Annotated in this window: 22 protein-coding genes and 1 pseudogene; 14 read left to right on the forward strand and 9 right to left on the reverse strand. The window is 60.7% G+C overall.

The features are described 5' to 3' along the window. Nucleotides 1-43: 43 nt before the first annotated feature. From SJY08_RS00315 to SJY08_RS00370, 12 genes are all read left to right on the forward strand, one after another. Complete coding sequence (locus SJY08_RS00315; protein ID WP_300890948.1) at nucleotides 44-781, forward strand: cytochrome c biogenesis protein CcdA; 738 nt, start codon at nucleotides 44-46, stop codon at nucleotides 779-781. Nucleotides 782-796: 15 nt separating this feature from the next. After that, a complete protein-coding gene (locus SJY08_RS00320; protein ID WP_377274063.1) occupies nucleotides 797-1,372 on the forward strand; it encodes a SoxW family protein in 576 nt (191 codons plus the stop codon). Nucleotides 1,373-1,478: 106 nt separating this feature from the next. After that, complete coding sequence (soxX, locus tag SJY08_RS00325; protein ID WP_069043122.1) at nucleotides 1,479-1,952, forward strand: sulfur oxidation c-type cytochrome SoxX; 474 nt, start codon at nucleotides 1,479-1,481, stop codon at nucleotides 1,950-1,952. A 17-nt stretch (nucleotides 1,953-1,969) separates the two neighbouring features. Beyond that, nucleotides 1,970-2,389, forward strand: a complete 420-nt coding sequence (soxY, locus tag SJY08_RS00330; protein ID WP_377274066.1) for a thiosulfate oxidation carrier protein SoxY — start codon at nucleotides 1,970-1,972, stop codon at nucleotides 2,387-2,389. Between the two features lie 19 nt (nucleotides 2,390-2,408). Further along, the gene (soxZ, locus tag SJY08_RS00335; RefSeq protein WP_069043123.1) at nucleotides 2,409-2,738 is read left to right on the forward strand and encodes a thiosulfate oxidation carrier complex protein SoxZ; all 330 of its coding nucleotides are present in this window, start codon (nucleotides 2,409-2,411) and stop codon (nucleotides 2,736-2,738) included. A gap of 36 nt (nucleotides 2,739-2,774) precedes the next feature. Continuing rightward, a complete protein-coding gene (gene soxA, locus SJY08_RS00340; RefSeq protein WP_054147667.1) occupies nucleotides 2,775-3,641 on the forward strand; it encodes a sulfur oxidation c-type cytochrome SoxA in 867 nt (288 codons plus the stop codon). 119 nt (nucleotides 3,642-3,760) lie between these two features. Continuing rightward, on the forward strand, nucleotides 3,761-5,452 hold the full coding sequence (gene soxB, locus SJY08_RS00345) for a thiosulfohydrolase SoxB (RefSeq protein ID WP_377274069.1): 1,692 nt from the start codon (nucleotides 3,761-3,763) through the stop codon (nucleotides 5,450-5,452). 22 nt (nucleotides 5,453-5,474) lie between these two features. Continuing rightward, on the forward strand, nucleotides 5,475-6,746 hold the full coding sequence (gene soxC / locus SJY08_RS00350) for a sulfite dehydrogenase (RefSeq protein ID WP_377274071.1): 1,272 nt from the start codon (nucleotides 5,475-5,477) through the stop codon (nucleotides 6,744-6,746). Further along, nucleotides 6,730-7,881, forward strand: a complete 1,152-nt coding sequence (locus SJY08_RS00355; protein ID WP_377274073.1) for a c-type cytochrome — start codon at nucleotides 6,730-6,732, stop codon at nucleotides 7,879-7,881. The genes soxC and SJY08_RS00355 overlap by 17 nt, the downstream gene beginning before the upstream one ends. A gap of 4 nt (nucleotides 7,882-7,885) precedes the next feature. Continuing rightward, entirely contained in the window at nucleotides 7,886-8,596 is a 711-nt protein-coding gene (locus tag SJY08_RS00360) for a c-type cytochrome (protein WP_377274075.1), read from the forward strand. Nucleotides 8,597-8,644: 48 nt separating this feature from the next. Further along, entirely contained in the window at nucleotides 8,645-9,907 is a 1,263-nt protein-coding gene (locus SJY08_RS00365) for an FCSD flavin-binding domain-containing protein (RefSeq protein ID WP_377274077.1), read from the forward strand. Between the two features lie 53 nt (nucleotides 9,908-9,960). Continuing rightward, nucleotides 9,961-10,878 (forward strand): MBL fold metallo-hydrolase, encoded by a 918-nt coding sequence (locus SJY08_RS00370; RefSeq protein ID WP_377274079.1) that lies wholly within the window; start codon nucleotides 9,961-9,963, stop codon nucleotides 10,876-10,878. On the opposite strand, the gene SJY08_RS00375 is transcribed toward SJY08_RS00370, so the two are convergent. The 3 genes from SJY08_RS00375 to SJY08_RS00385 form a co-directional block, all read right to left on the reverse strand. After that, a complete protein-coding gene (locus SJY08_RS00375; RefSeq protein ID WP_377274081.1) occupies nucleotides 10,854-11,951 on the reverse strand; it encodes a YeeE/YedE family protein in 1,098 nt (365 codons plus the stop codon). The two genes, SJY08_RS00370 and SJY08_RS00375, sit on opposite strands and share 25 nt — an antisense overlap. 123 nt (nucleotides 11,952-12,074) lie before the next feature. Beyond that, nucleotides 12,075-13,409, reverse strand: coding sequence for a sensor histidine kinase (locus tag SJY08_RS00380; RefSeq protein WP_377274083.1), 1,335 nt, complete (start codon nucleotides 13,407-13,409; stop codon nucleotides 12,075-12,077). Then, nucleotides 13,406-14,140, reverse strand: coding sequence for a response regulator (locus tag SJY08_RS00385; protein ID WP_377274085.1), 735 nt, complete (start codon nucleotides 14,138-14,140; stop codon nucleotides 13,406-13,408). Before SJY08_RS00385 ends, SJY08_RS00380 begins: the two co-directional genes overlap by 4 nt. A gap of 219 nt (nucleotides 14,141-14,359) precedes the next feature. On the opposite strand from SJY08_RS00385, the gene SJY08_RS00390 reads away from it, so the two are divergent. Both SJY08_RS00390 and SJY08_RS00395 read left to right on the forward strand, forming a co-directional pair. Continuing rightward, on the forward strand, nucleotides 14,360-14,812 hold the full coding sequence (locus SJY08_RS00390) for an EF-hand domain-containing protein (RefSeq protein ID WP_377274087.1): 453 nt from the start codon (nucleotides 14,360-14,362) through the stop codon (nucleotides 14,810-14,812). A 434-nt stretch (nucleotides 14,813-15,246) separates the two neighbouring features. Next, nucleotides 15,247-15,468 (forward strand): annotated as a pseudogene (locus tag SJY08_RS00395) (antibiotic biosynthesis monooxygenase); the annotation flags it as partial. 118 nt (nucleotides 15,469-15,586) lie between these two features. On the opposite strand, the gene SJY08_RS00400 reads toward SJY08_RS00395, so the two are convergent. From SJY08_RS00400 to SJY08_RS00425, 6 genes are read right to left on the reverse strand one after another with little or no spacing between them, the layout of a single operon-like run. Continuing rightward, nucleotides 15,587-16,369, reverse strand: a complete 783-nt coding sequence (locus tag SJY08_RS00400) for an SDR family oxidoreductase (protein ID WP_377274089.1) — start codon at nucleotides 16,367-16,369, stop codon at nucleotides 15,587-15,589. Further along, nucleotides 16,369-17,298 (reverse strand): dihydrodipicolinate synthase family protein, encoded by a 930-nt coding sequence (locus tag SJY08_RS00405; RefSeq protein WP_377274091.1) that lies wholly within the window; start codon nucleotides 17,296-17,298, stop codon nucleotides 16,369-16,371. The genes SJY08_RS00400 and SJY08_RS00405 overlap by 1 nt, the downstream gene beginning before the upstream one ends. Then, complete coding sequence (locus SJY08_RS00410) at nucleotides 17,295-18,755, reverse strand: amidohydrolase family protein (RefSeq protein ID WP_377274093.1); 1,461 nt, start codon at nucleotides 18,753-18,755, stop codon at nucleotides 17,295-17,297. Before SJY08_RS00410 ends, SJY08_RS00405 begins: the two co-directional genes overlap by 4 nt. Further along, entirely contained in the window at nucleotides 18,752-20,221 is a 1,470-nt protein-coding gene (locus SJY08_RS00415; RefSeq protein ID WP_377274095.1) for an ABC transporter substrate-binding protein, read from the reverse strand. Before SJY08_RS00415 ends, SJY08_RS00410 begins: the two co-directional genes overlap by 4 nt. Beyond that, nucleotides 20,218-21,246, reverse strand: a complete 1,029-nt coding sequence (locus SJY08_RS00420) for an ABC transporter ATP-binding protein (RefSeq protein ID WP_377274097.1) — start codon at nucleotides 21,244-21,246, stop codon at nucleotides 20,218-20,220. The genes SJY08_RS00415 and SJY08_RS00420 overlap by 4 nt, the downstream gene beginning before the upstream one ends. Then, the gene (locus SJY08_RS00425) at nucleotides 21,243-22,223 is read right to left on the reverse strand and encodes an ABC transporter ATP-binding protein (protein WP_377274099.1); all 981 of its coding nucleotides are present in this window, start codon (nucleotides 22,221-22,223) and stop codon (nucleotides 21,243-21,245) included. Before SJY08_RS00425 ends, SJY08_RS00420 begins: the two co-directional genes overlap by 4 nt. Between the last annotated feature and the right edge of the window lie 13 nt (nucleotides 22,224-22,236).

A 22,236-nucleotide genomic window follows, 5' to 3' on the forward strand; every position in this document is an offset into this window, starting at 1 on the left:
ACGCGAGAAGCCGAACGGTCAGGTAAGGCGCTTGGGAGGGGCCATGCTGGAGATCAGTTATGGCGGAGCCATTCTCGCAGGACTTCTGTCTTTCCTTTCGCCCTGCATACTGCCGATGGTTCCGTTCTACCTTTCATATATGGCAGGCCTTTCGGTTCAGGAGTTGCGGCAAGGCGATGGAATTTCGCCTGTCGCGCAGCGACGTCTGCTTATCCAATCCGTCGCCTTCGCCGCCGGGGTCACCACAATCTTTGTCTTGCTCGGGATGGGCGCCACCGCTGCCGGGCATCTCTTCATCCAATGGAAGCAGCCATTGTCATGGCTGGCGGCTGGCATCCTCATCCTGTTCGGTTTGCATTTCCTTGGCGTCCTGCGCATCGGCTTCCTCTATCGCGAGGCAAGGGTGCAGTCGTCCGCCGATCCAACCACCCTTGCCGGCGCCTATCTGATGGGATTGGCCTTCGGGTTCGGCTGGACCCCCTGTGTTGGGCCGGCTCTTGCGGCGATCCTCATGGTGGCGAGCGGCATGGGCGATGTCTGGCGTGGCGGGCTACTGCTGCTCGCCTATGGGATCGGTATGACCGCGCCCTTCGTCGTCGCCGGGTTGTTTGCGCGCCCGTTCCTGTCCTTCGTCGGTCGACACAGGGCTCTGATGGGGCATGTCGAAAAGCTGATGGGGGTGATGCTGATCGTCTTCGGCATCCTGATCGCGACGAACAGCGTCAATCTCATCGCCGATTTTCTTGTTCGCAACTTCGATTGGTCTGCGACGCTCAAATGATATGGAGGAGAACCGATGTCCCCGTGGAGATTTATCCTGGTCTGCGCCCTTCTGATGGCTGGCACGATGCTCGCCGTGCCTTCGTCCGCTGTTGAACTGGGAGATGACGGACTGCACAAGCCGTCATGGCTTCGCGAGACATTCAAGGACCTGAAGGAAGATCTCGCAGACGCCAATGCGGAGAAGAAGCGCCTGCTCCTCATCGTCGAGCAACGCGGCTGCATCTACTGCACCAAGATGCATGAAGAGGTTTTCTCCGATCCTGGCATCGAGGCCTTTATCCGTGAAAACTATTATGTCGTGCAGCTCAACCTCTTCGGCGATATCGAGGTGACCGATTTCGACGGCACGGTGTTGCCTGAAAAAGAGATGGCCATCCGCTGGGGCGTGATGTTCACGCCGACCCTGATTTTTCTGCCCGAGGACGTTGGCTCAGGCCTGTCCGCGCAACAGGCGGCCGTCGCGGCCATGCCGGGTGCATTCGGCAAGGGGACAACCTCGGCATTGCTCAACTGGATCGTTGATCACGGGTATCAATCGGGCGAGCATTTTCAGAAATTCCTTGCCAGACAAATGGCGATTGAAAATTAACTCAATTAAACAATCAGATACTGGTTATTCAAAAATATATATATAGGTATTGTTATACGCTTCGTTTGGCGCTAACCTGTCTTCAGGAGAGAAGTGGGAGGAGTCGATGAACTGGCAGCTTTGTCTGGCAGCACTGGTCGCGGGAGCGAGCGTCACGCCGGCGCTCGGCGAAACGGCGCCTGGTGCAATCGTGTTTCAGGAGGGGGCTGTTGCGGCCTCGCTTTCCGGCGCGCCGGGGGACGCAAAATCCGGCATCAAGATCATGACGACGAATGCGCTCGGCAACTGCGTGGCCTGCCATACCGTCGCAGCCCTGCCTGACGTGCAGTTTCCGGGGGATATCGCGCCGCCGCTTGACGGTGTTGCGGATCGCTACAGCGAGGCGGAGATCCGCGGCATCGTGGCCAATGCGAAGAACACCTTCGAAGACAGCTTCATGCCGGCCTTCTACAAGATCGACGGGTTCGTCCGTCCCGGTGACGGCTTCACGGGCAAGGCGCCCAAGGGTCCGCTTTCGCCTGTCCTCTCGGCGCAGCAAATCGAGGATGTCGTCGCCTATCTGATGACGCTCAAGGAATAGGATTGAGGAGAACCGAAATGAGTTTCACAAGACGCGACATGTTGTTCATCGGGCTTGGAGGCGTGGTCGCGGCCACTTTGCCAAGCCTGGCAGCTGCGGCAACAACTGAGGAACTGGTCAAGGCCTTCACTGGCGGGGCAACGCCCGGAACCGACGGTATCACGCTGACGGCGCCCGAGATTGCCGAGAACGGCAATACAGTCCCAGTCTCTGTCGATGCTCCTGGTGCAGTCTCGATCATGCTGCTCGCTACGGGAAATCCGGAGCCTGCAGTTGCGACGTTCACGTTCGGTCCCGCAGCTGGAAATCATATGGCCGCAACGCGGATCCGCTTGGCCAAGACCCAGGACGTCGTCGCGCTGGCGAAAATGGCGGACGGGTCCATCAAGCAGGCACAAGCAACAGTGAAGGTCACCATCGGCGGATGCGGCGGCTGAATTCGGAGGAGAAATAACTATGGCAGACGATGCAAAACCACGCGTGAAGGTACCGAAGTCGGCGAAGGCTGGCGAGTCGGTGACCATCAAGGCGCTGATCAGTCACAAGATGGAATCCGGCCAGCGCAAGGACGCGCAAGGCGCCGTCATTCCCCGGTCGATCATCAACCGCTTCACCTGTGATTTCAACGGCGTCAACGTCATTGACGTTGCCATCGATCCAGCGGTTTCGACAAACCCCTATTTCGAATTCGAAGCGAAAGTCGACGCTGCCGGCGAATTCGTCTTCACCTGGTATGACGACGACGGCTCTGTTTACACGGACAAGAAGCCGATCGAAGTTGCCTGATCACTGACGCGCAACGATCTCGGGGAGGGAGTTCTCATGCACGGCAAGTCCAAACTAGTTGCAGTTCTGGCGGCCATCGGCCTTGTTGCCTCCGCTGCTGCGCATGCGGATCCGGTCGAGGATACGCTCACGGTCGAGACGGATGATGGCACGATCGAGCTCGTGACCAAGACGGCTGCACCCGCATTTCTCAAGGATACATTTGATACCATCTATTCGGGTTGGTTGTTCCGGGAGACCGAAACACGCGACCTGCAGAAAGATGATTTCGACAATCCGGGCATGGTCTTCGTTGATCGTGGTCTCGATGCCTGGAACGAAACCATGGGCAAGAATGGCGAGTCCTGTGCAGGCTGTCACGAGGGGCCGGAAAGCATGAAGGGGCTGCGCACGGTTCTGCCCCGGGTCGATGCCAAGACCGGCAAGCTGATGATCATGGAAGACTACATCAATTCCTGTGTCACCAAGGAGATGGGCCTGGAAGCCTGGGGTGTCACGTCCGACAAAATGAAGGACATGATGGCCCTGATCTCCGTCCAGTCGCGCGGTGAGGTGGTGAATGTCGCCATCGATGGCCCGGCCCAGTCCTTCTGGGAGCACGGCAAGGAGATCTACTACACGCGCTACGGTCAATTGGAGATGTCTTGCGCAAACTGTCATGAGAACAATTACGGCCGGATGATCCGTGCCGACCATCTTTCGCAGGGGCAGGTCAACGGGTTCCCGACCTATCGCCTGAAGGACGCCGGTATTCTGAGCGCGCAGCAGCGGTTCGTCGGGTGTGTGCGCGACACGCGTGCCGAAACCTTCAAGGCAGGATCGGACGAGTTCAAGGCGCTTGAGCTTTATGTGGCCTCGCGCGGGAATGGTCTGTCGATCGAGGGCGTCTCCGTCCGGCACTGAACAAGATGGCGCGGCCGGGAAAGCCCGACCGCCCAAACACTTTGAACGAACATTATTGGCAAGCAGGACCACGTCTTCGGCGTGGATGGATTTCCTGTGCTTGCTGGAGGGAATGCGGGATGATTACCCGTCGTGAGTTTCTGCAGGCATCCATGGCAACCTCGGCAATCGTGGGGTTGTCCGGCTTTGGCAATTTTTCGCGGCTCGCCGCGGAACAGGCGCTGACGCAGGAGCAACTTCTCGAATTCGAGGATTTTGGCAACGTCACGCTCATCCACATCACGGATATCCATGCGCAATTGAAGCCGATCTGGTTTCGCGAGCCGGAGGTCAACCTTGGGGTTGGCGAAGCCAAGGGTCATGTGCCGCACCTGACCGGCTCCGAATTCCTGAAGACCTTCGACATCGCAGCGGGTTCGCGTGATGCCTATGCTCTGACCCATGAGGATTTCGGCGCGCTCGCCAAGGCCTATGGTCGCATGGGTGGCATGGACCGCGTCGCGACGGTCGTGAAGTCGATCCGGGCTGCCCGACCCCAGTCGCTCCTGCTCGACGGTGGCGATACATGGCATGGTTCCATGACCAGTCTGCTGACGAAGGGGCAGGACATGGTCAACGTCATGAACGCACTCGGCGTCGAAGCCATGACCAGCCATTGGGAGTGGACCTACGGAACCGAGCGGGTGAAGGAAATTGTCGATGGGCTGCCGTTCCCGTTCCTCGGAGCCAACATCTTCGATGCAGAATGGGACGAGCCGGCTTTCGAGCCCTACAAGATCTTCGAAAAGGGTGGCGTCCGGATCGCGGTGATCGGCCAGGCCTTCCCCTATATGCCGATCGCAAATCCGAAATGGATGTTCCCCGAATACTCCTTCGGCATTCGCGAGGAACGCATGCAGGAGCTCGTAGACGAAGTCCGCGGCGAGGGCGTGGATCTGGTGGTGTGCCTCTCGCATAACGGGTTTGACGTCGACCGCAAGATGGCGGGTCGCGTCAAGGGCATCGATGTGATCCTGACCGGCCATACCCATGACGCCGTGCCGGAACCGGTTCTGATCGGTGAAACGATCCTGATCGCCTCCGGTTCGAACGGCAAATTTGTCAGCCGGCTCGATCTCGATGTCCGCGACGGCAAGATGATGGGCTTCCGCCACAAGCTGATCCCGATCTTCTCCGATGTCATTGCACCAGATGCCGAGATGGCGGACCTGATCGACCAGGAGCGCGCCCCCTACAAGGCACAGCTTGAGGAGAAGATCGGCACGACCGAAAGCCTTCTCTACCGACGCGGCAACTTCAACGGCACCTGGGACGACCTGATCTGCGACGCAGTGCGCAGTGAACGCGATGCGCAGATCGCCATGTCTCCCGGTGTACGATGGGGACCCTCGCTTCTCGCCGGTGATGCGATCACCCGGGAAGACATCCATAATGTGACCTCAATGACCTATGGCGCCTGCTATCGCACCGAGATGACGGGCGAGACCATCAAGACCATCCTCGAGGACGTGGCCGACAACATCTTCAACCCGGATCCCTACTACCAGCAGGGTGGGGACATGGTGCGCGTCGGCGGGCTTTCCTATGCCATCGACGTCAGCAAACCCATCGGCGAGCGGATCACCGATATCGCACTGGTTGATGGTGGCGCCGCCATTGAAGCGGGCAAATCCTACACCGTGGCGGGCTGGGCAAGCGTCAACGAAGGCACGGAAGGTCCGCAGATCTGGGACGTGATCGAAGCCCATGTCCGCAAGATCGGAACCGTCAAGCTCGACCCCAACACATCGGTCCGTGTGACCGGAATCTGACAGGAAGCAAGGAGCGTTCGCCATGTCCGACGAACCCGAAAACGTCTCGTCCCGCAGGACATTCCTGAGGCAGGCCGCGATGACAGGAGCCGGCCTTGTCGCAGGCGCCTCGGTCGCGCGTGCCAGTGGCCCGGATCCGAAGATCACCGAGGTGCAGCCCTGGGCTTCATCCTTCGGCGATCCTGTCGATGCGTCGCCCTATGGATCACCGATCCGGTTCGAGTCGCACGTGGTCCGGCGCAATGTGGAATGGCTCACCGAGAGCCCCGTCTCGTCGATCAACTTCACGCCGATCCATGCCCTGGAAGGCACGATCACGCCGCAAGGCTGCGCTTTCGAACGCCATCATTCCGGGGCGATTGAACTGAGCAAGCAGGACTACCGGCTCATGATCAACGGCCTTGTCGAAACGCCGCTTGTCTTCACCTTCGAGGATCTTCTTCGCTTTCCGAGATCGGTGACAACCGCCTTCCTCGAATGTGCGGCCAATGGTGGCATGGAATGGGGGGGCGCGCAGCTCGAAGGCTGCCAGTTCACCCAGGGCATGATCCACAACATGGAATATACCGGCGTGCCCTTACGCCTCCTTCTCGAGGAGGCCGGCGTCAAGCCCGAAGGCAAGTGGGTCTATGTCGAAGGAGCCGATGCGAGCTCCAATGGCCGGTCCATCCCTCTCGACAAGGCGCTCGACGACGTCCTCGTGGCGTTCTTTGCCAATGGCGAGGCCCTGCGCAAGGAACACGGTTATCCGGTCCGTCTCGTCGTGCCGGGTTGGGAAGGCAATATGTGGGTGAAATGGGTCCGGCGCATCGGCATCTATGACCAGGCTGTCGAGAGCCGTGAAGAAACCTCCAAGTACACCGATCTTATGCCGGATGGTCGGGCGAGGAAGTGGACCTGGGTGATGGATGCAAAATCCGTGATCACATCTCCCAGCCCGCAGGTCCCGATCCGTCACGGCAAGGGACCGCTGGTCATTTCGGGGCTTGCATGGTCTGGCAATGGCAAGATCACCCGCGTCGATGTCTCCACGGATGGTGGCGTGAACTGGCAGGAGGCCCGGATCTCCGGAGACGCCAAATCGAAGGCGCTGACCCGCTTCCATCTCGACATCAATTGGGATGGCAGCGAACTGCTGCTTCAATCGAGGGCCAGCGACGAGACCGGCTATGTCCAGCCGACAAAGGATGCGCTGCGTGAAATCCGCGGCCTGAACAATGTCTACCACAACAACGGAATTCAAACCTGGTGGGTCAAGGCCGACGGGGAGGTCGAAAATGTCGAAGTTGCGTAATCGTCTCCTTCTGTCGCTCGGGCTGGTCCTGCTTTCCACGCCAGCGATGTCGGAAAAGCTGGGGCTTGGACGTCCGGCTCTTCCAGAAGAATTGGCCGCCTGGGATGTCGCAGTGCTCCCCGATGGCAAGGGGTTGAAGCCTGGTTCGGGTGACGTGCTCACCGGTGAAGAAGTCTTCGGCGAGAAATGTGCAGTCTGCCATGGAGAATTCGCGGAAGGCATCGACAGTTGGCCTGTACTCGCCGGAGGCGATGGCACGCTGACCGATCGGCGGCCCGTCAAGACGATCGGCAGCTACTGGCCGCATTTGTCGACCGTCTGGGACTATGTGCATCGCTCGATGCCTTTCGGTGAGGCGCAGACCGTCACGGTCGACGAGACCTATGCGATCACTGCTTTCCTGCTCTATTCCAACGGCCTGGTGGACGAAGATTTCACGCTGTCCGACAAGAACTTCACCGAAGTGACACTGCCGAACGCGGACGGGTTCTATCCGGATGACCGTCCCGAGAGTGAATATCCGAAGTTCAAGGGCGAACCCTGCATGAAGGATTGCGGTGCGCCGGTCAAAGTGACCAAGCGCGCCATCGAGCTGAATGTGACGCCAGAAGATCCCGACGGCAGGCCCGCCGGTACCTTGCCTCCCCTCGACACCTCGGCTGCGACAGCGCCCGCTCCCCCGGCGGCTTCCGCTCCGGCCGAGGTGGCCGAGGCGGCAAACGACCCTGCTCCCCTGCCTGCGGCAACCGTGCCTGCAGCCGATGTTCCTGCTGTCGCTCCGGCTGCCGCACAGATTGAAACGGCGTCCCTGGATCCGGCCCTTGTCGGGCAAGGCGAAGCCGCTTTCAAGAAGTGCTCGGCGTGCCACAAGGTGGGCGAGGGTGCAAAGAATGGAACCGGCCCCGTGCTCAACGGCATCTTCGGAGCCGCCGCCGGTCATGCCGAGAAATTTAAGTATTCCAAGGCGCTTACGGACAAGGCGGCAGAAGGGCTGGTCTGGAACGAGGCCGAACTGGACGCCTTCCTGGAAAACCCGAAGGGCTTCATGAAGGGCACGAAGATGGCTTTTGCCGGGCTCAAGAAGCCGGATGAGCGTGCGGCGATCATCGCCTATCTGCGCAGCCTGGGGAACTGACACAATGGCAAGCCGTGGCTCGATCAGGCTTGCTCTCGTTATCGGCCTTCTGGCTTGGGAACCCGCTATCGCCCAGGAGTTGGGCAATTCGGCCGACGGCGCTCGCCTTTTCAAGCGCGAGTGCTCGTCCTGCCATCAGGTCGGCGCAGGCGCTCGAAATCGGGTAGGACCACAGCTCAACGGGGTTTTCGGCCGCAGAGCCGGGAGCATCGAGGGCTTCAAGTACTCGAAGTCGATCACCCGCATGGGGCAGGACGGCCTGGAGTGGCACCTGGAAACACTCGACGCCTATCTCACCAATCCGAAGAGCCTGGTTTCGGGCACTCGGATGAATTACCGCGGGATCGCGGAGACCGAAGACCGCTCGGCGATCATGGCCTATCTTCGTGAATGGTCGGACAACCCGCGCGATATTCCCGAAGCCGATCCGACGGCAAGCAAGCCGGAAGTCGATCTGGATCCCGCGATCCTTGGGATCAAGGGTGACCGCGAATATGGCGAGTACCTGTCCTCCGAATGCACGACGTGCCACCAGAGCGACGGCTCCGACAAGGGCATTCCATCGATCACCAACTGGCCCGTTGCCGATTTCGTCGTCGCCATGCACGCCTACAAGCGCAAGCTCAGGCCGCATCCGGTGATGCAGATGATGGCAGGTCGTCTGTCGGAAGAAGAGATCGCCGCTCTCGCCGCCTATTTCGAAGAGGTTCAATAACCACGGGCGGATCAACCGCTCAGGGAACGACAAAAGGGGAGAACGCTCATGAAACTGACACGACGTGCACTCATCGGATCGGGCCTGACGGCTGCAGCACTTCTCGCGGCACCCTCGGTTTTCGGTCAGGCAAAGCCGAAGATCGTGATCATCGGCGGTGGAGCGGGTGGCGCGACAGCCGCTCGCTATCTCGCCAAGGACGGTGCAGGCGCGCTGGATGTGACGCTGGTGGAAGCCAATCCTGTTTATACGACCTGCTTCTTCTCCAATCTCTATCTCGGCGGTTTCCGCGAATTCGAAAGCCTCCAGCACGGATATGACAAGATCGCAGCCGGCGGCGTCACCGTGATCAACGATCTCGCCACCGGCGTCGACCGGAATGCCCGGACTGTGACGCTGGCGGGTGGCCAGACGCTTGCCTATGATCGGCTGATCCTGTCTCCCGGTATCGACTTCAAGGATGGGTCCGTGCCGGGCTGGTCGGTCGAGGCGGCGGAAAAGATGCCGCATGCCTACAAGGCCGGACCGCAGACGCAACTGCTGAAGTCGATGGTGGAGGCGATGCCGGCTGGTGGCGTCTTCGCGATGATTGCGCCGCCCAATCCTTACCGTTGTCCTCCCGGTCCTTACGAGCGGATCAGCATGATCGCTCATCTGCTGAAACAGAAAAACCCGACCGCCAAGATCATGGTGCTCGACCCGAAGGACAAATACTCGAAACAGGCCCTCTTCGAAGAGGGGTGGGGCAAGCATTATGACGGCATGATCGAGTGGATCGGCCCGGATTTCGGGGGCGGTGCCGTGGAAGTTCGCCCGGACAGCATGGAAATCGTGGTCGACGGAACGGTGGAAAAGATCGATGCCTGCAACGTGATCCCCGGCCAGATTGCTGGCAAGATCGCACAGATTGCAGCCGTCACCGACGACAAGGGCTGGGCTCCCGTGCATCCGGAAAACATGAAGTCCAAGATGGACGACAATGTCTATGTGCTCGGCGATTCCAGCGCCCAGGGGGACATGCCGAAATCGGGTTTCTCGGCGAACAGTCAGGCGAAGGTTGCGGCCATGTCCATCCGCGGCGAGCTCCTGGGATCGAAGGTATTCCCTGCGAAATACTCGAATACCTGCTGGTCACTGATTGCGCCCGACGACGGCGTCAAGGTCGGTGCTTCCTATCAGCCTACGCCCGAGAAGATTGCGTCAGTGGAAAGCTTCATCAGCCAGACGGGCGAGGACGCGGCTTTGCGCAAAGCGACCTACGAGGAAAGCCTCGGCTGGTACGAGGGTATCACCACGGACATGTTCGGCTGATTGAAGACAAGGGAGGCGGCCCTCAGGGCTGCCTCCATCCTTTGGAGGGAATGATGTTGCTGCGGCGTAGATTTCTGGCAGGCATGGGTGCTGTGGGTGCGACCGCACTCCTCGGGCCGCAACGTGTATGGGCGTCCGCGCAGATAGCATTCGGTGACGTCCGGATCGACACGCTTTCGGACGGAAACCTGATGCTCCCGGCTGACTTCATCCTTGGCGGCATGCCGGAGGAAGAACTCAAGGTGGTCGTCGAGGCCTTCGGCTTGTCGCGGGATCAACTGACCCCGCCATGCAACGTTACCCTGTTGCGTGACGGAACCCATACTGTTCTGTTCGATGTGGGGGCCGGCCCGGATTTTCAGCCCTCAGCCGGCAAGCTGGCCGAAGCCTTGAACCTGCTCGATGTGCCCGCCGAAGATGTCACGCATGTGGTGTTCACCCATGCTCATCCGGATCATCTGTGGGGCGTGCTCGACGAGTTCGATGAACCGGTCTTCGCCAATGCCTCGCACATGATCGGACGGGCCGAGTTCGACTACTGGACACATCCCGACACCGTTGCCTCCATCGATCAGGCGCGCACGACGTTTGCCGTCGGCGCCGCCCGTCGCCTCTCAGCCATGGCCGATAGTCTCACCTTGCTGGAGGATGGCGGTGGCGTCCTACCCGGTGTCGTTGCTCATCTCACGCCCGGCCACACGCCGGGCCACATGTCGTTTCGCGTAGGCGAGGGGCAGGACGCCGTCTTGGTGGTCGGGGATGCCATCGGCAATCACCATGTAGCCTTCGTCCATCCCGAATGGAAATCGGGCTCGGATCAGGATGCCGAGATGGCCGCGCGAACACGAATGAGGCTGCTTGACGACATGGCCAGGGACAAGACAGCGATCATCGGTTTTCATCTGCCGGATGGTGGTATCGGTCATGTCGAGAAAGAGGGCACAGGTTACCGGTTCGTCACTGGAGTCTGAGCCAGGCCGTGAACGACATCGGCACTGGCATTCGACTGATCAATCAGGAAATCCGTCAACACGGCTCCCACCCACATGCAGAAGAGGGCGAGCCATGCCGTTGCTGCAAACACCGAGCCGCCCGTCACACCTGCTCCGATCGCACAGCCGCCGGCCAGCATCGCGCCGAAGCCCATGAGCACCGCGCCCAGCATCGAGCGGCGCATCTGTGTCTCGTGCGTGAAACCTTCGAATTTCAGCTGTCGGGACAGGAGGGCGGACAGGAACGCTCCGAACACGACACCGGGCACCAGGCCTATCTCGAAATCGAGTGCATGGTCTTCCGTGAGGAAGAACATCAGAGTGCTCGCCGAAGGACCGGAGAACGTGATGGAATTGACGGTCACGGGCTCGAAAGCGGATTGTGACAGGGTGAATGTGAAGACCCAACCGACGGCTACGGCGAAGCCGACCCCAGCGGCGAAAACTAACTTCGTCCATCCAATTTGGCGCTTGATGGCGAGAAACAGGGCGAACGCTGCCATTGCCAGTCCGAGGATCAGCCCGCCGGCCTCGGGTGCTCCAGTCAAGGCAAGCAGATCGACATTCTGGCCGGCTGGCGTCGTCCAGAGTGCAGCAAGATAGCTGCGCGCTGGAGCAAGCCAACCGTGCAGAGCCATCTGGGCAACGACAGCAAAGATCAGCCCCGAGATGAGTGAGCGCAAATTTCCAGTGGAGGCGAGGACCAGCAATCGGCCGGAACATCCCCTGGCGAGCACCATCCCGATGCCGAACATCAGCCCGCCGATGACGGCACCCGACCAACTGCCGGTGATCGACATCACCCGTGACGCGGACGGATCGAACAGGCCGGCCAAAATGGCAGCCTGCACCCAGACGACAGCGGTGGAAAAGGTCAGAAGCCAGACAGCCATTCTGGGCCCGACCTCGCGTCTGGCGACTTCAACCGTTGCTGCGCGTAGGCAGAAAGAGGATCTCTGCGCAGAAAAGCCGAAGATCGCTCCGGTGAGCGCGCCCAACAGCGCACCCAGCGCCGCCTCATCGAGGAGATCGAGCAGAGGAGCGAAATCCATTTTGAGTCCTGCCGGTGGTTGGGCAACAATATGAATATAAGAATAGTTTGAATTATATATGTCGTCAATTCATCGTCGGTTCAAATGCTGCTTGTCCTTCCCCAGCACCGTTGGCACACCGCATTACGGGTTTTCAGAACCGTCGGCGATGGTTAGGATGACGGTTGCCCGTAAGCCACCTTCTGCCCGGTTAAGAAGTGTGACATCCCCGCCCTGGGCTCGCATAATGTCACGCGCAATCGTCAGGCCGAGACCGTGACCGCCCGTGTCACGCGAGCGAGACGCCTCCAGACGCTCGAACGGGCTGAACACGCGTTGCAGATCCTCCATAGGAATTCCGGGTCCGTCGTCATCGATATGAATGCGGGCGATGGATCCGTCCAGCTCACCAGTGATGTGAACCTTGCCGCCATATCTCTGGGCATTTTCAATCAGGTTGCGAACGGCGCGGCGCACCGGTAGCTCCCGCAGTGGTGTCGTGACGACCGGCATGCTGCCGAGTGTCACCGGGCTCGCGGTCGTGTTGAGCTCTTCTGCGAGGCGGGCGACCAGCGCGAAGGGGTCGGACGAACGCTTGTCACCTGCTTCGCTGAGCCCCCGAGCATAGGCCAGGGTCGTCTCGGTCATCTCCTGCATTCCATCGAGAATGCGTGTGATCCGCTCGTGCAGCTGATCCTCATCGACGAATTCGGCTTGCAGCCTGAGGGCCGTGATCGGGCTTCGCAGATCGTGGCCAAGCGCTGCCAGAATGCGGGTCCGCTCATGGACTGCGTTCACAAGGCGTGCATGCAGACTGTGGAGTGCCTTCGCCAGGACCTTCACTTCGCTTGGACCGGTTTCGATGCGCTCCGGTGGGCCCCGGTCCAGATCCAGGGCGTCTGCCGTGCCGGCAAGCTGCCGCAAGGGAAGGGTGATGCGTGCCACCAGGAAACGCATGACGATCCAGACGGCGAGGGCAGAGAGGATCGCGCCGAGCAAAAGCCGCGGCGGCATGAATGCGCCGGGCCGCTCCAGGGAGGCCTCGATGTTAAGCCATTGACCGTCCGACGTCGGAAGAGACAAGCGCAGGATTGCTGGTATGAGGCCAATCCGTCGCGCGAACGCCGTCACGGGTTCATAGCCTGGATGCTCGACCGAACCGCCACGCGCTTCCAGCTCCATGCGCGCGTCTTCATCTGATGTCCCAGCGACGACGGTTGGCGTGTCGCTCAGCCGGAATATCACGCGTTCAGATCCGGCTGCCGAAAGAACGTCGTTCCTCGCCGGTTCAGGGATCGTCGGCAGGAGACCGACCAGGCGTTGACCCTGCCTTACAATATCCGCCCTTTGCTCCTCCACATGGGAGAGGCCCCGCTCGGCACCGAACAAGGCGAGGAACAGGATCTGGGTAAAGATCAGCGCGGCAAGTGTGGTCAGTCCGATCTGGGCGCTGAGATCCCTGGGCCATCCAACTCTCATGGCAAGACTGCCACGTCACAGGCGAGGCTGTAGCCTCCCGCCCGTATCGTTGTGATGATCGTCGGGTGTCCCGGATCGGGCTCGATCTTGCGACGCAGCCGGCTGATCTGGTTGTCGATCGCCCGATCAAAGACGTCCGGGGCCCGACCCTCGGTCAGATCCATCAATTGATCCCTGGACAGGACAAATCGGGGACGTTCGAGAAAGACGATTAGAAGACGGAATTCCGTCGAGCTCAGCGATATCTGTTTTTCATCCTCGTCACGTATCAGCTGCCGCGTATCCGTGTTCAGTGTCCATCCGGAAAAGGAAAGGCGTCGGCCGGAGAGGCTGCCGGCGAGGCTGGTCGTTCGACCGGTCCGCCGCAAGATGGCCTTGACCCTTGCCAGCAATTCTCTCGGGCTGAAGGGTTTCGGCAGGTAGTCGTCAGCTCCGACCTCAAGGCCGACAATGCGATCCGTCTCTTCGGCCAAGGCACTCAGCATAAGAATTGGTGGTCCGCCTGCGCTGCTCAGCCGCCGTGCGATCGAAAGGCCGTCTTCACCGGGCATCATGACGTCGAGGATCACAAGATCGAAGCGTCCGCCATGCAGGCACTTGTCCATCTCGGTCGCGTCGCGCGCAGCCGTGGTCCGGAAACCGTTCTTTTCCAGGTAGCGGACCAGTCCGTCGCGGATGTCGCGATGGTCGTCGACGATCAGGATATGTGGACTGGGGTCGCTTGAGGTCATGGTACGTTTCTAGCGCATGAAGGGGACCGTGTTCCACTCCTCCTTTGTCACGCCGGGTGTCAGTCCGCCGATCTGCGACAAACCGTTACAAAAGGGGCCTGAGACGGCATCATCATGCGACATGCATCCATCATCACATGTCCATCGCAGTCGAGGCGGGGTGAAACAAACTTCGCCGCTCAAGACGCGCAAACAAGATCCGATGAAGAGGAACGCAAAATGCATAGTCTCAAGAAAATTCTGATCGCTGCCATGGCTCTGGCTGCTTCCGCCGCACCCCTGATGGCTCAGCAGCAGGGCAATCCTGGCGCCCACTTCCTAGAGAACTGGGATCTCAACGGAAATGGCGAAGCCACCCTTTCCGAATTGCAGTCCAAGCGCGGCGACGTCTTCCTCACCTTCGATTCCAACGAGGACGGGTTTATCGATGCCGATGAATACGTGTATTTCGACGAGGCGCGCGCCAACGACATGAAGGCCAATGCCGGCGGACATGGTGGGCATGGTGGCAGAGCCGACCGGGCGTCCCTGGGAATGACACTTCAGAACAACGACGCCGACCAGGACGGCAAGGTGTCGCGGGACGAATTCCTCGGGGGTGTCGTCGCCTGGATGGGCATGCTGGATCGGAACACAGACGGCGTCGTGACCACGGCTGATTTCGGTCGATAGAAGCCAGGCTTGCGCGGCTTTGTCGAATCTTTCTTCACCAGACATCCGCTTGGATGTCTGGTGAGGCTCGCAAACGCACGATATCGAACAACAGAAATATAGGTCTTGTTATATGTGTCTTGTTGCAGCCTAATCGCTGAGGCATCTTTCCCGGTTGGGAAGATCGGGACGAAGGTCTTGAAGTCAACATCCCATTCAAAGATCGGCAGGAACGGGTGACCTGCAATATCAGCCACTGATGAAAAAAAGCCTCCCGATCGATCTGAACCTGTCCGAGCCAAAATTACCTCGACAGCGCAGCTGGTTTCGCAAGTGGTAACTGCTGGTGCTGCTGGTCCCAGTCTTCAGGTTCTCAGGTGCTGTGCTGGGAATGTCTTTTCAGCCGACGGGATGGCAGAAGTTTCACGCGCTGACGGGGCTTCGACGCGGTCGCAATTCACGTCAAACAAGGCCATGTCGACGAGTTTCTCGATGCTTTCCGGATCAACTATGAAGGAACCCGCCGCGAACCGGGAAACCTTCGCCTTGACGTGCTACGCAGCCCCGAGGATGACCACCGCAAGACCGCGCATTACTTGGAATGCGTCCGCCACATTGATCCCATCATCACAGGCCCGCGGACGAAAACCTTCTACAATGTGGAGATGGCCGATTTTGCGACGGACTGTCCCATTCAGTTGGCGCGGCCTTGCATATCGGATGGCATATCGTGCCGTGGGCGAGTAAGTTTCGGACGGACATAGTGTATGTCCGTCCGTTTTGCTTAAGTCTGCTTCAGACGGATCTGATGGCACCGCCATCCACGCGGATCTTGCTTCCCGTCACATAGGAGGCTGGCTCGGAGGCCAGGAAGACGGCAACGGCGGCAAATTCCTCCGGCCGGCCATAGCGTCCCGCCGGAATGCCGGCTGCGGATTCGGCGGCGACCTCCTCGACACTCTTGGCTGAGCGGCTGGCTGCGGCTGCGTCGAGTTCGTCCACCCTTTGTGTGTGAATGCGCCCCGGAAGAATCACGTTTACAGTCACGCCTTCCGCGGCCACTTCCGCAGCGAGTGTTTTCGACCAGCCGATCAGGGCCGAGCGAATGCCATTGGACAGCGCCAGCCGTGCGATCGGCTGCTCTACGCCGGAGGAGGCGATCGATATGATCCGACCCCAGCGCTTTTCCCGCATGCCAGGCAGAAGACTGGTGGTCAGATGGAAGATGTTGGCGGCCATCGTCTCGAAATGATTGAGCCAGTCCGTCCGTTTCGCATCGACGGCTGCGGCCGGTGGCGGGCCGCCAGAATTGTTGACGAGGATGTCGACCCCCCCATCTGCTACGAGCGACTGGACGGCCTTATTCACGCTGTCGATATCGGAGAGGTCGAGCTGGAGCGGGATGACGGTACCTGACGTTGGTGCGAGCTCGGAAGCCCATGCCGAGATGGCCGAGGTGTTGCGGGCGGCGGCATGGACCGTCACCCCTTCTTCCGCGAGCCCTCGGGCGATCGCGGCACCCAGTCCACGGCTTGCACCCAGAACGAGAGCGGTTTTGCTTTTCAAGCCGAGTTCCATCAGCCGAGTTCCTTCAATCTTCTGTCCTGGCGCGCGATCAGGCGCTCGATCTCGCTGATATCGGCGGGAGACAGGGCTCCCCCCGGTTTGCGCAGTGCGGGCGTGGCGATCGCGCCGCGTTTCGCCATGATGTATTTCCGGATGGAAAGGCCAAGTCCCGGCTGCTGTTCGTAGCGCGCGAGGGGAAGATAAGCGTCGAAGATGTCCTGCGCGCGCTCCGGATTTCCCTGCTCGCTATAGTGAACGACGTCGCGCATCATTTCCGGATAGGCAAAGCCTGTCATGGCGCCGTCTGCCCCACGTGCCATCTCTTCGGGCAGGAAGACGCCGCCATTGCCGCACAGGATTGATATGCGCCTCTTGCCGGACGTCTCCGAGGCGGTCCTTAGTGCGGTAATCTTCGAAAGACCGGGCCAGTCCTCGTGTTTGAGGCAGACGCAGGTCGGGATCTGATCGATGATCGTCTGGATGACGGAGACGGGGATGGTGACGCTTGTGACGAGCGGGAAATCCTGCAGCACGAAAGGCGTATCGCCGATGAACTCCGCCGCCTGCTTGTAGTAGGTGACGATCTGCTGATCGTTGCGCAGGGACGAGGGCGGAGCGATCATCACACCTGCCGCGCCGTCATCCATGACCATCAAGGTCAGGGCCTGCATCTGGGCAAAGCCCGCAGCAGAGACACCCGCAACAACCGGCACGCGGCCATCGACCCTGCGAAGGATACGGCGGACATAGGTCTGCGATTCCTCGATGGTCAGCTTTTGCGCTTCGCCCATCATCCCAAGCACGGTCAGTCCCGTTGCGCCGCGCTCGAGGTAGAAATCGACCATGCGGTCCGTGCTTTCCAGATCGAGATCACCCGTCTCCGTGAAAGGGGTGAGGGCTATGACGTAGACGCCTTTTGCCTCTTCATTCAGCCTCATCATTGGCTGTCTCCTTGATGTTTCGGATATCGTGCATGGCCAAAGAAGCCTTCGGGTTGGCCAATCATGTTTTCGAGCCCCATGTGCTCGATCAGCAACCGGGCTTGCTTGTCGGCTTCTGCGACGACCTCATCGAGGTCGGTCTGCAGAGGGCGGCCACCTTCAAGCAGGATCTGCCCGTCGATCACGACGGTGTCGACGTCATTGCCGTTGGCGAAGTAGGCAAGGCGGAAGATCGGCATCTGGTAGGGCGCGAGGTGAGGGCGCTGCATATCCACCACCACGATATCGGCTTTCTTGCCGACCTCAAGGGAGCCAAGGTCCCGATCGAGCCCCAGGGCTGTCGCTGCATCGATCGTCACCATTTCGAGGGCCTTGCCCGGAGGCAGGACCGAGGGATCGTGAAAATGCGTGCGGTGATAGTGCATGCATTGCTGCATGTGCCGGAACATGTCCGCCGATCGGTCTGGCGCCGTTGCATCGGAGCCGATGGCCACCACAGCACCAGCCTCGATCAGTTCGATCGCCGGGCATCGGCCAAGAATGGAGGCAATCGCGCTGGGGTTATGGGCGATGCGGGTGCCTGTGTCGGCAATGATCCGGATTTCTTCGGGCGTGATATCGATGGCGTGGGACAGAAGCGCGTCCGGTCCGAGGATGCCGAGCTTTTCGGCGCGGGAGACGGAGCCCTTCCAGTGGCCATCTTGGGTGAAGACCACGCCCGCCTCGCGTGAGAGCGCCCGCACGGCCCGTGTCTGCGTAACTGCGGCCTCATAGTCTGCCGCCGACAGGTTGCTTTGATGTTCGTCACGCAGCACGGGCGTGAGCAAGGCGATCTTCAGGCGTCCGCGCCCGTGCCACAGATCAAGCAGTTTCCGGCTGACGGCAAACTGCTCCTCGAAGGTTACGGGCTTTTCTGCTGCCTTGCCGTCTTGCCAGGACGCATAGGTTCGCGGATGCGGAGGGCGGGTCGGTCCGACGGCGACGACCGAGCGCGTGCCGACTGCCGCGACGCCCTCGCAGTGGGCGCTTCCATAGGCGACATCATCCGTCCGCATGATCGTGTCGCCGCCACCGAGAAGCGAAACGCCGGTGGTGACGCCGAAGCGCAGGCGTTCGAGGGCTGCGAGCCGCGCCTCTGCGAACCAGAATTCCGGTGTCGAGCCGACAGTATAGGCAGCGTTGCAGATCTCTTCCCAGTGATTGCCTTGCTCCATGCCCATGGTCTTGATCAGACCGTGGCCGGCATGGGCATGGACGTCGATCATGCCGGGCATCACTACCTTGCCTTGGGCGTCGATGTTGCGCTCGGCCTGGTATTCTCTGGCGATCTCTTCCTCATGCCCGACCGCGACGATACGATCGTCGAGAACTGCCAGCGCACCCTTGTCGAGGACGCGGCGACTGCCGTCCATGGTGAGGATGGTTCCGCCGCTGATGATCAGATCGACGCGCCTCATGATGTTCTCTTCCCGGACTGGAAGTCAGGGAGCCGGGTCACGTCGAGCACGCAATCCTGTCGCATGCGCCAGTCCGGCCAGGACCCGGACAGGCCTGTCACCCTCAGGGGATTGTAGAGATATAGCCATGGGGGATCCACTTGCAGCGCGCGGAAGGCCTTCTCGAAGATCTCCGCACGTTCACGTGGATCAACAGTTGCCCGCCCCGCGTCGAGCAAGTCTTCGGCCTCGGCATTGTGAAAGCCCAGCCACCAGGAGCCTTGGGCTCTGTGATCGATCTTCTCGGCTAGGATGCGGAAGGTGCTCAAGGGGCTTGAATCGAAGACGCACATGTCGCGCACCTGCTTCAGGCGGACACCATGCGCATAGGCTTCGCGGTCTGTGTGGCGGTGAACGTTCAGCGTCACACCAATTGGGGCAAGCTGCTCCGCAAGAGCGGCCGTCAGTGCCTCGGCTTCATCGGGAAGGCGTGTCGGGCAGTCGACCTCGATGGTCAGGCCTTCGGCAAAGCCGGCCTCGGCAAGCAGCTTTTTTGCCTGATCCCGGTCAGGGCGCAGATCCTCCGATGGCAGGCTGCCGAAATGCACGGGGCTGACGAAGCCGGTCAGTGGCTTTGCTGCACCTCTCACCACCCGATCGATCAGGGCCTGGCGGTCAATCGCCAGATTGAGAGCGCGGCGGACGCGGCTATCGGTCAGCGGCCCCTTGAAGGCATTGAAGAGATAGATGATGGCGACGGGGACGAGCGAGGTGACCCGCGTATGCCTGGCCGTTTCTTCGAGCGCCTTGGATGCTTCGAAATCGAGGCTGTTTGCCAACTGCGCCTGGCCGGAGATCAGCATCTCAAGCCGCGCTTCCCGGTTTGGTTCCAGGCGGAACGTCAGTTCGGCATTGGCTGGTCGCTCGCCATGCCAGCTATCGAAACGCTGGAGGTGCAGGGCATGGCCGGGTTCGTAGGAAACCAGGTGGTACGGCCCTGTGCCGACCGGCTGCGACGTGTCTCCCGCCTCGTAGCGGTCCAGTGCCGAGGGAGCGACCACGTAGCCGTAAACCAGGATATCGAGGAGATCGGCGATCGGCTTCGACAGGCGGATGGCGACTGTCAGGGGATCGACTGCCTCGATCTCCGCGTCTCCGAGATACTGATGCCAGACCCCGGGCGCGCCGAGCGTGTAGCCTTTGTCAGGACGGGCCATGCGTGTCAGGGATTGGCAGACGGCCGTCGCATCGCAGGGGGTGCCATCGTGAAAGCTCAAGCCTTCCCTCAGCCTGAATATCCAGTGTCGCGCATCCGGTGTGACATCCCAGGAGCTTGCGAGTGCTGGCACGTAGCCACCATCCTTGCCATAGCGCACAAGCCCGTCGAACAGGGCGTCGAAGAGGGCCAGCATGTCATTCGCATCGGTGCAGTCATGCGGATCTTCGAGGGCGAGGCGGGGTTGAACAATGATGGCAGGCGAACTCACTGGCTGTTCCTTTCGGCATCATTCCGATCGTGGAGGTGGCATGCAACGGCGCTGCCATCCGGTTGGGGCGTCAAGACAGGACGCTCGATCGCACATCGATCGAAGGCCATGGGGCAGCGCGTCCTGAAGCAGCAGCCAGACGGCAGGCGCAGGGCACTTGGCACTTCGCCGACGATTTCGATCTTCGGTTTTGACAGCGACTTGTCGATGGTCGGCGCGGCCGAAAGCAGAACCTGCGTGTAGGGATGTTTCGGCTGGCTGAACAACTGGTCGCGGCTGGCGGTCTCCACCATGAAGCCGAGATACATGACCCCAATCCGGTCGGCGATGTGGTGAACCACCGAGAGGTCGTGCGAGACGAAGAGATAGGAGAGGCCGAACTCGTCGCGCAGGTCCATCATCAGGTTGAGGATCTGCGCCTGGATCGAGACGTCGAGCGCCGAGACGGGCTCGTCGGCGATGATGATCTTTGGCCGGACCGACAACGCTCGTGCGATGCCGATCCGCTGCCGCTGACCTCCCGAAAACTGATGCGGGTAGCGTCCAGCCTGTTCGGCATTGAGGCCGACCTTCGCCAGCAGCGCGATGGCCTCGTCATGGAGTTCGCGTCGGCTGAGCTTGCCCCCGGCCTGAGCGCGCCTCGGCTCCATCACGATGTCCCTGACCCGCTGCCGGGGGTCGAGGGAGGCATAAGGGTCCTGGAAGATCATCTGCAGCTTGCGGCGGATCGGGCGCATTTCGCGAAACTGCATGCGGGAAATGTCTTCCCCGTCGATCCGGATTTCGCCTGCGGTCGGCTCGTAGATCCGGGCAATCGTCTTGGCAACGGTCGACTTTCCGCAGCCGGATTCGCCTACCAGCGCCATGACCTCGCCCGGTGCAATCGACAGGTCGACACCGTTGACCGCCCGCAATTGTTTCTGGGGAGCGAGGAGTTTTCCCTTTCCGAACTGTAGCCGATCGAAAAGCCCCCCCACGGGGAAGGCTTTGACCAGACCTCGGACCTCAAGCACGGGGGTCGTCATAACGCCGTCTCCTCCAGCGGGAAGTGGCAGGCTGCATCGAGCGAGCCGCGTACGGGGGTAAGAGCCGGCGTTTCTGCCGAGCAGATGGCCTGGGCCCGGAAGCACCGGTCCCTGAAGCTGCATCCCTTTCCGAGCGTGCGGATGTCCGGCACAGTGCCGGGTATCTGGCTGAGACGTTCCCGGCGATCGGTGATCTTGGGAATGCTGTCGAGGAGCCCGCGCGTATAGGGATGGGCAGGGGACTGGATGATCTCGCTCGTGAGTCCCCGCTCGACGACCTTGCCGCAATAAAGCACGACCACCCGGTCCGCCATCTCGGAGACAACCGCGAGATCGTGGGTCACGAGGATCATGGCGGCCCCGCGATCGACGATCTGGCGGCGCATCAGCTTCAAGATCTGGGCCTGGACGGTGACATCGAGGGCCGTGGTGGGTTCGTCCGCGATGATCAGGCGGGAACCGGCGAGAAGCGCAATGGCGATGACAACGCGCTGGCGCATGCCGCCCGAGAACTGGTGCGGATAGGCGTCGAGGCGACTGGCGGCCTCCGAGATGCCGACATCTTCGAGCATCTCGATGCAGCGTGCGCGCCGCGCTTTCTGATCGAGATCGGTATGCAGGCGCAGCATTTCGTCCATCTGCCGCCCGACCGTGTAGACCGGGTTGAGAGACGTCATGGGGTCCTGGAACACCATGGCGATCTGGCCACCGCGCACAGCGCGCATCTGGTCCTCGCTCTTGCGCGTCAGATCTTCGCCGGCAAAGACAATGCTGCCTGCCTCGATCCGTCCGGGTGGGTCAATGAGGCCGAGAATGGAAAATCCGATCACGGATTTCCCGCCGCCGGACTCGCCGACAAGGCCGACCACCTCGCCCGGGCGGACGTCGAAGCTGACGCCGTCAACGGCTTTCACCACGCCGCCGAAGGTATGGAAATGTGTCTTCAAATCCCGGACTTCGAGAAGTGCTTCACCCATGGTCGCTGTTTCC

This window comes from Rhizobium sp. R86522, from assembly GCF_042466255.1.
In the GTDB taxonomy this organism is placed as follows: domain Bacteria; phylum Pseudomonadota; class Alphaproteobacteria; order Rhizobiales; family Rhizobiaceae; genus Allorhizobium.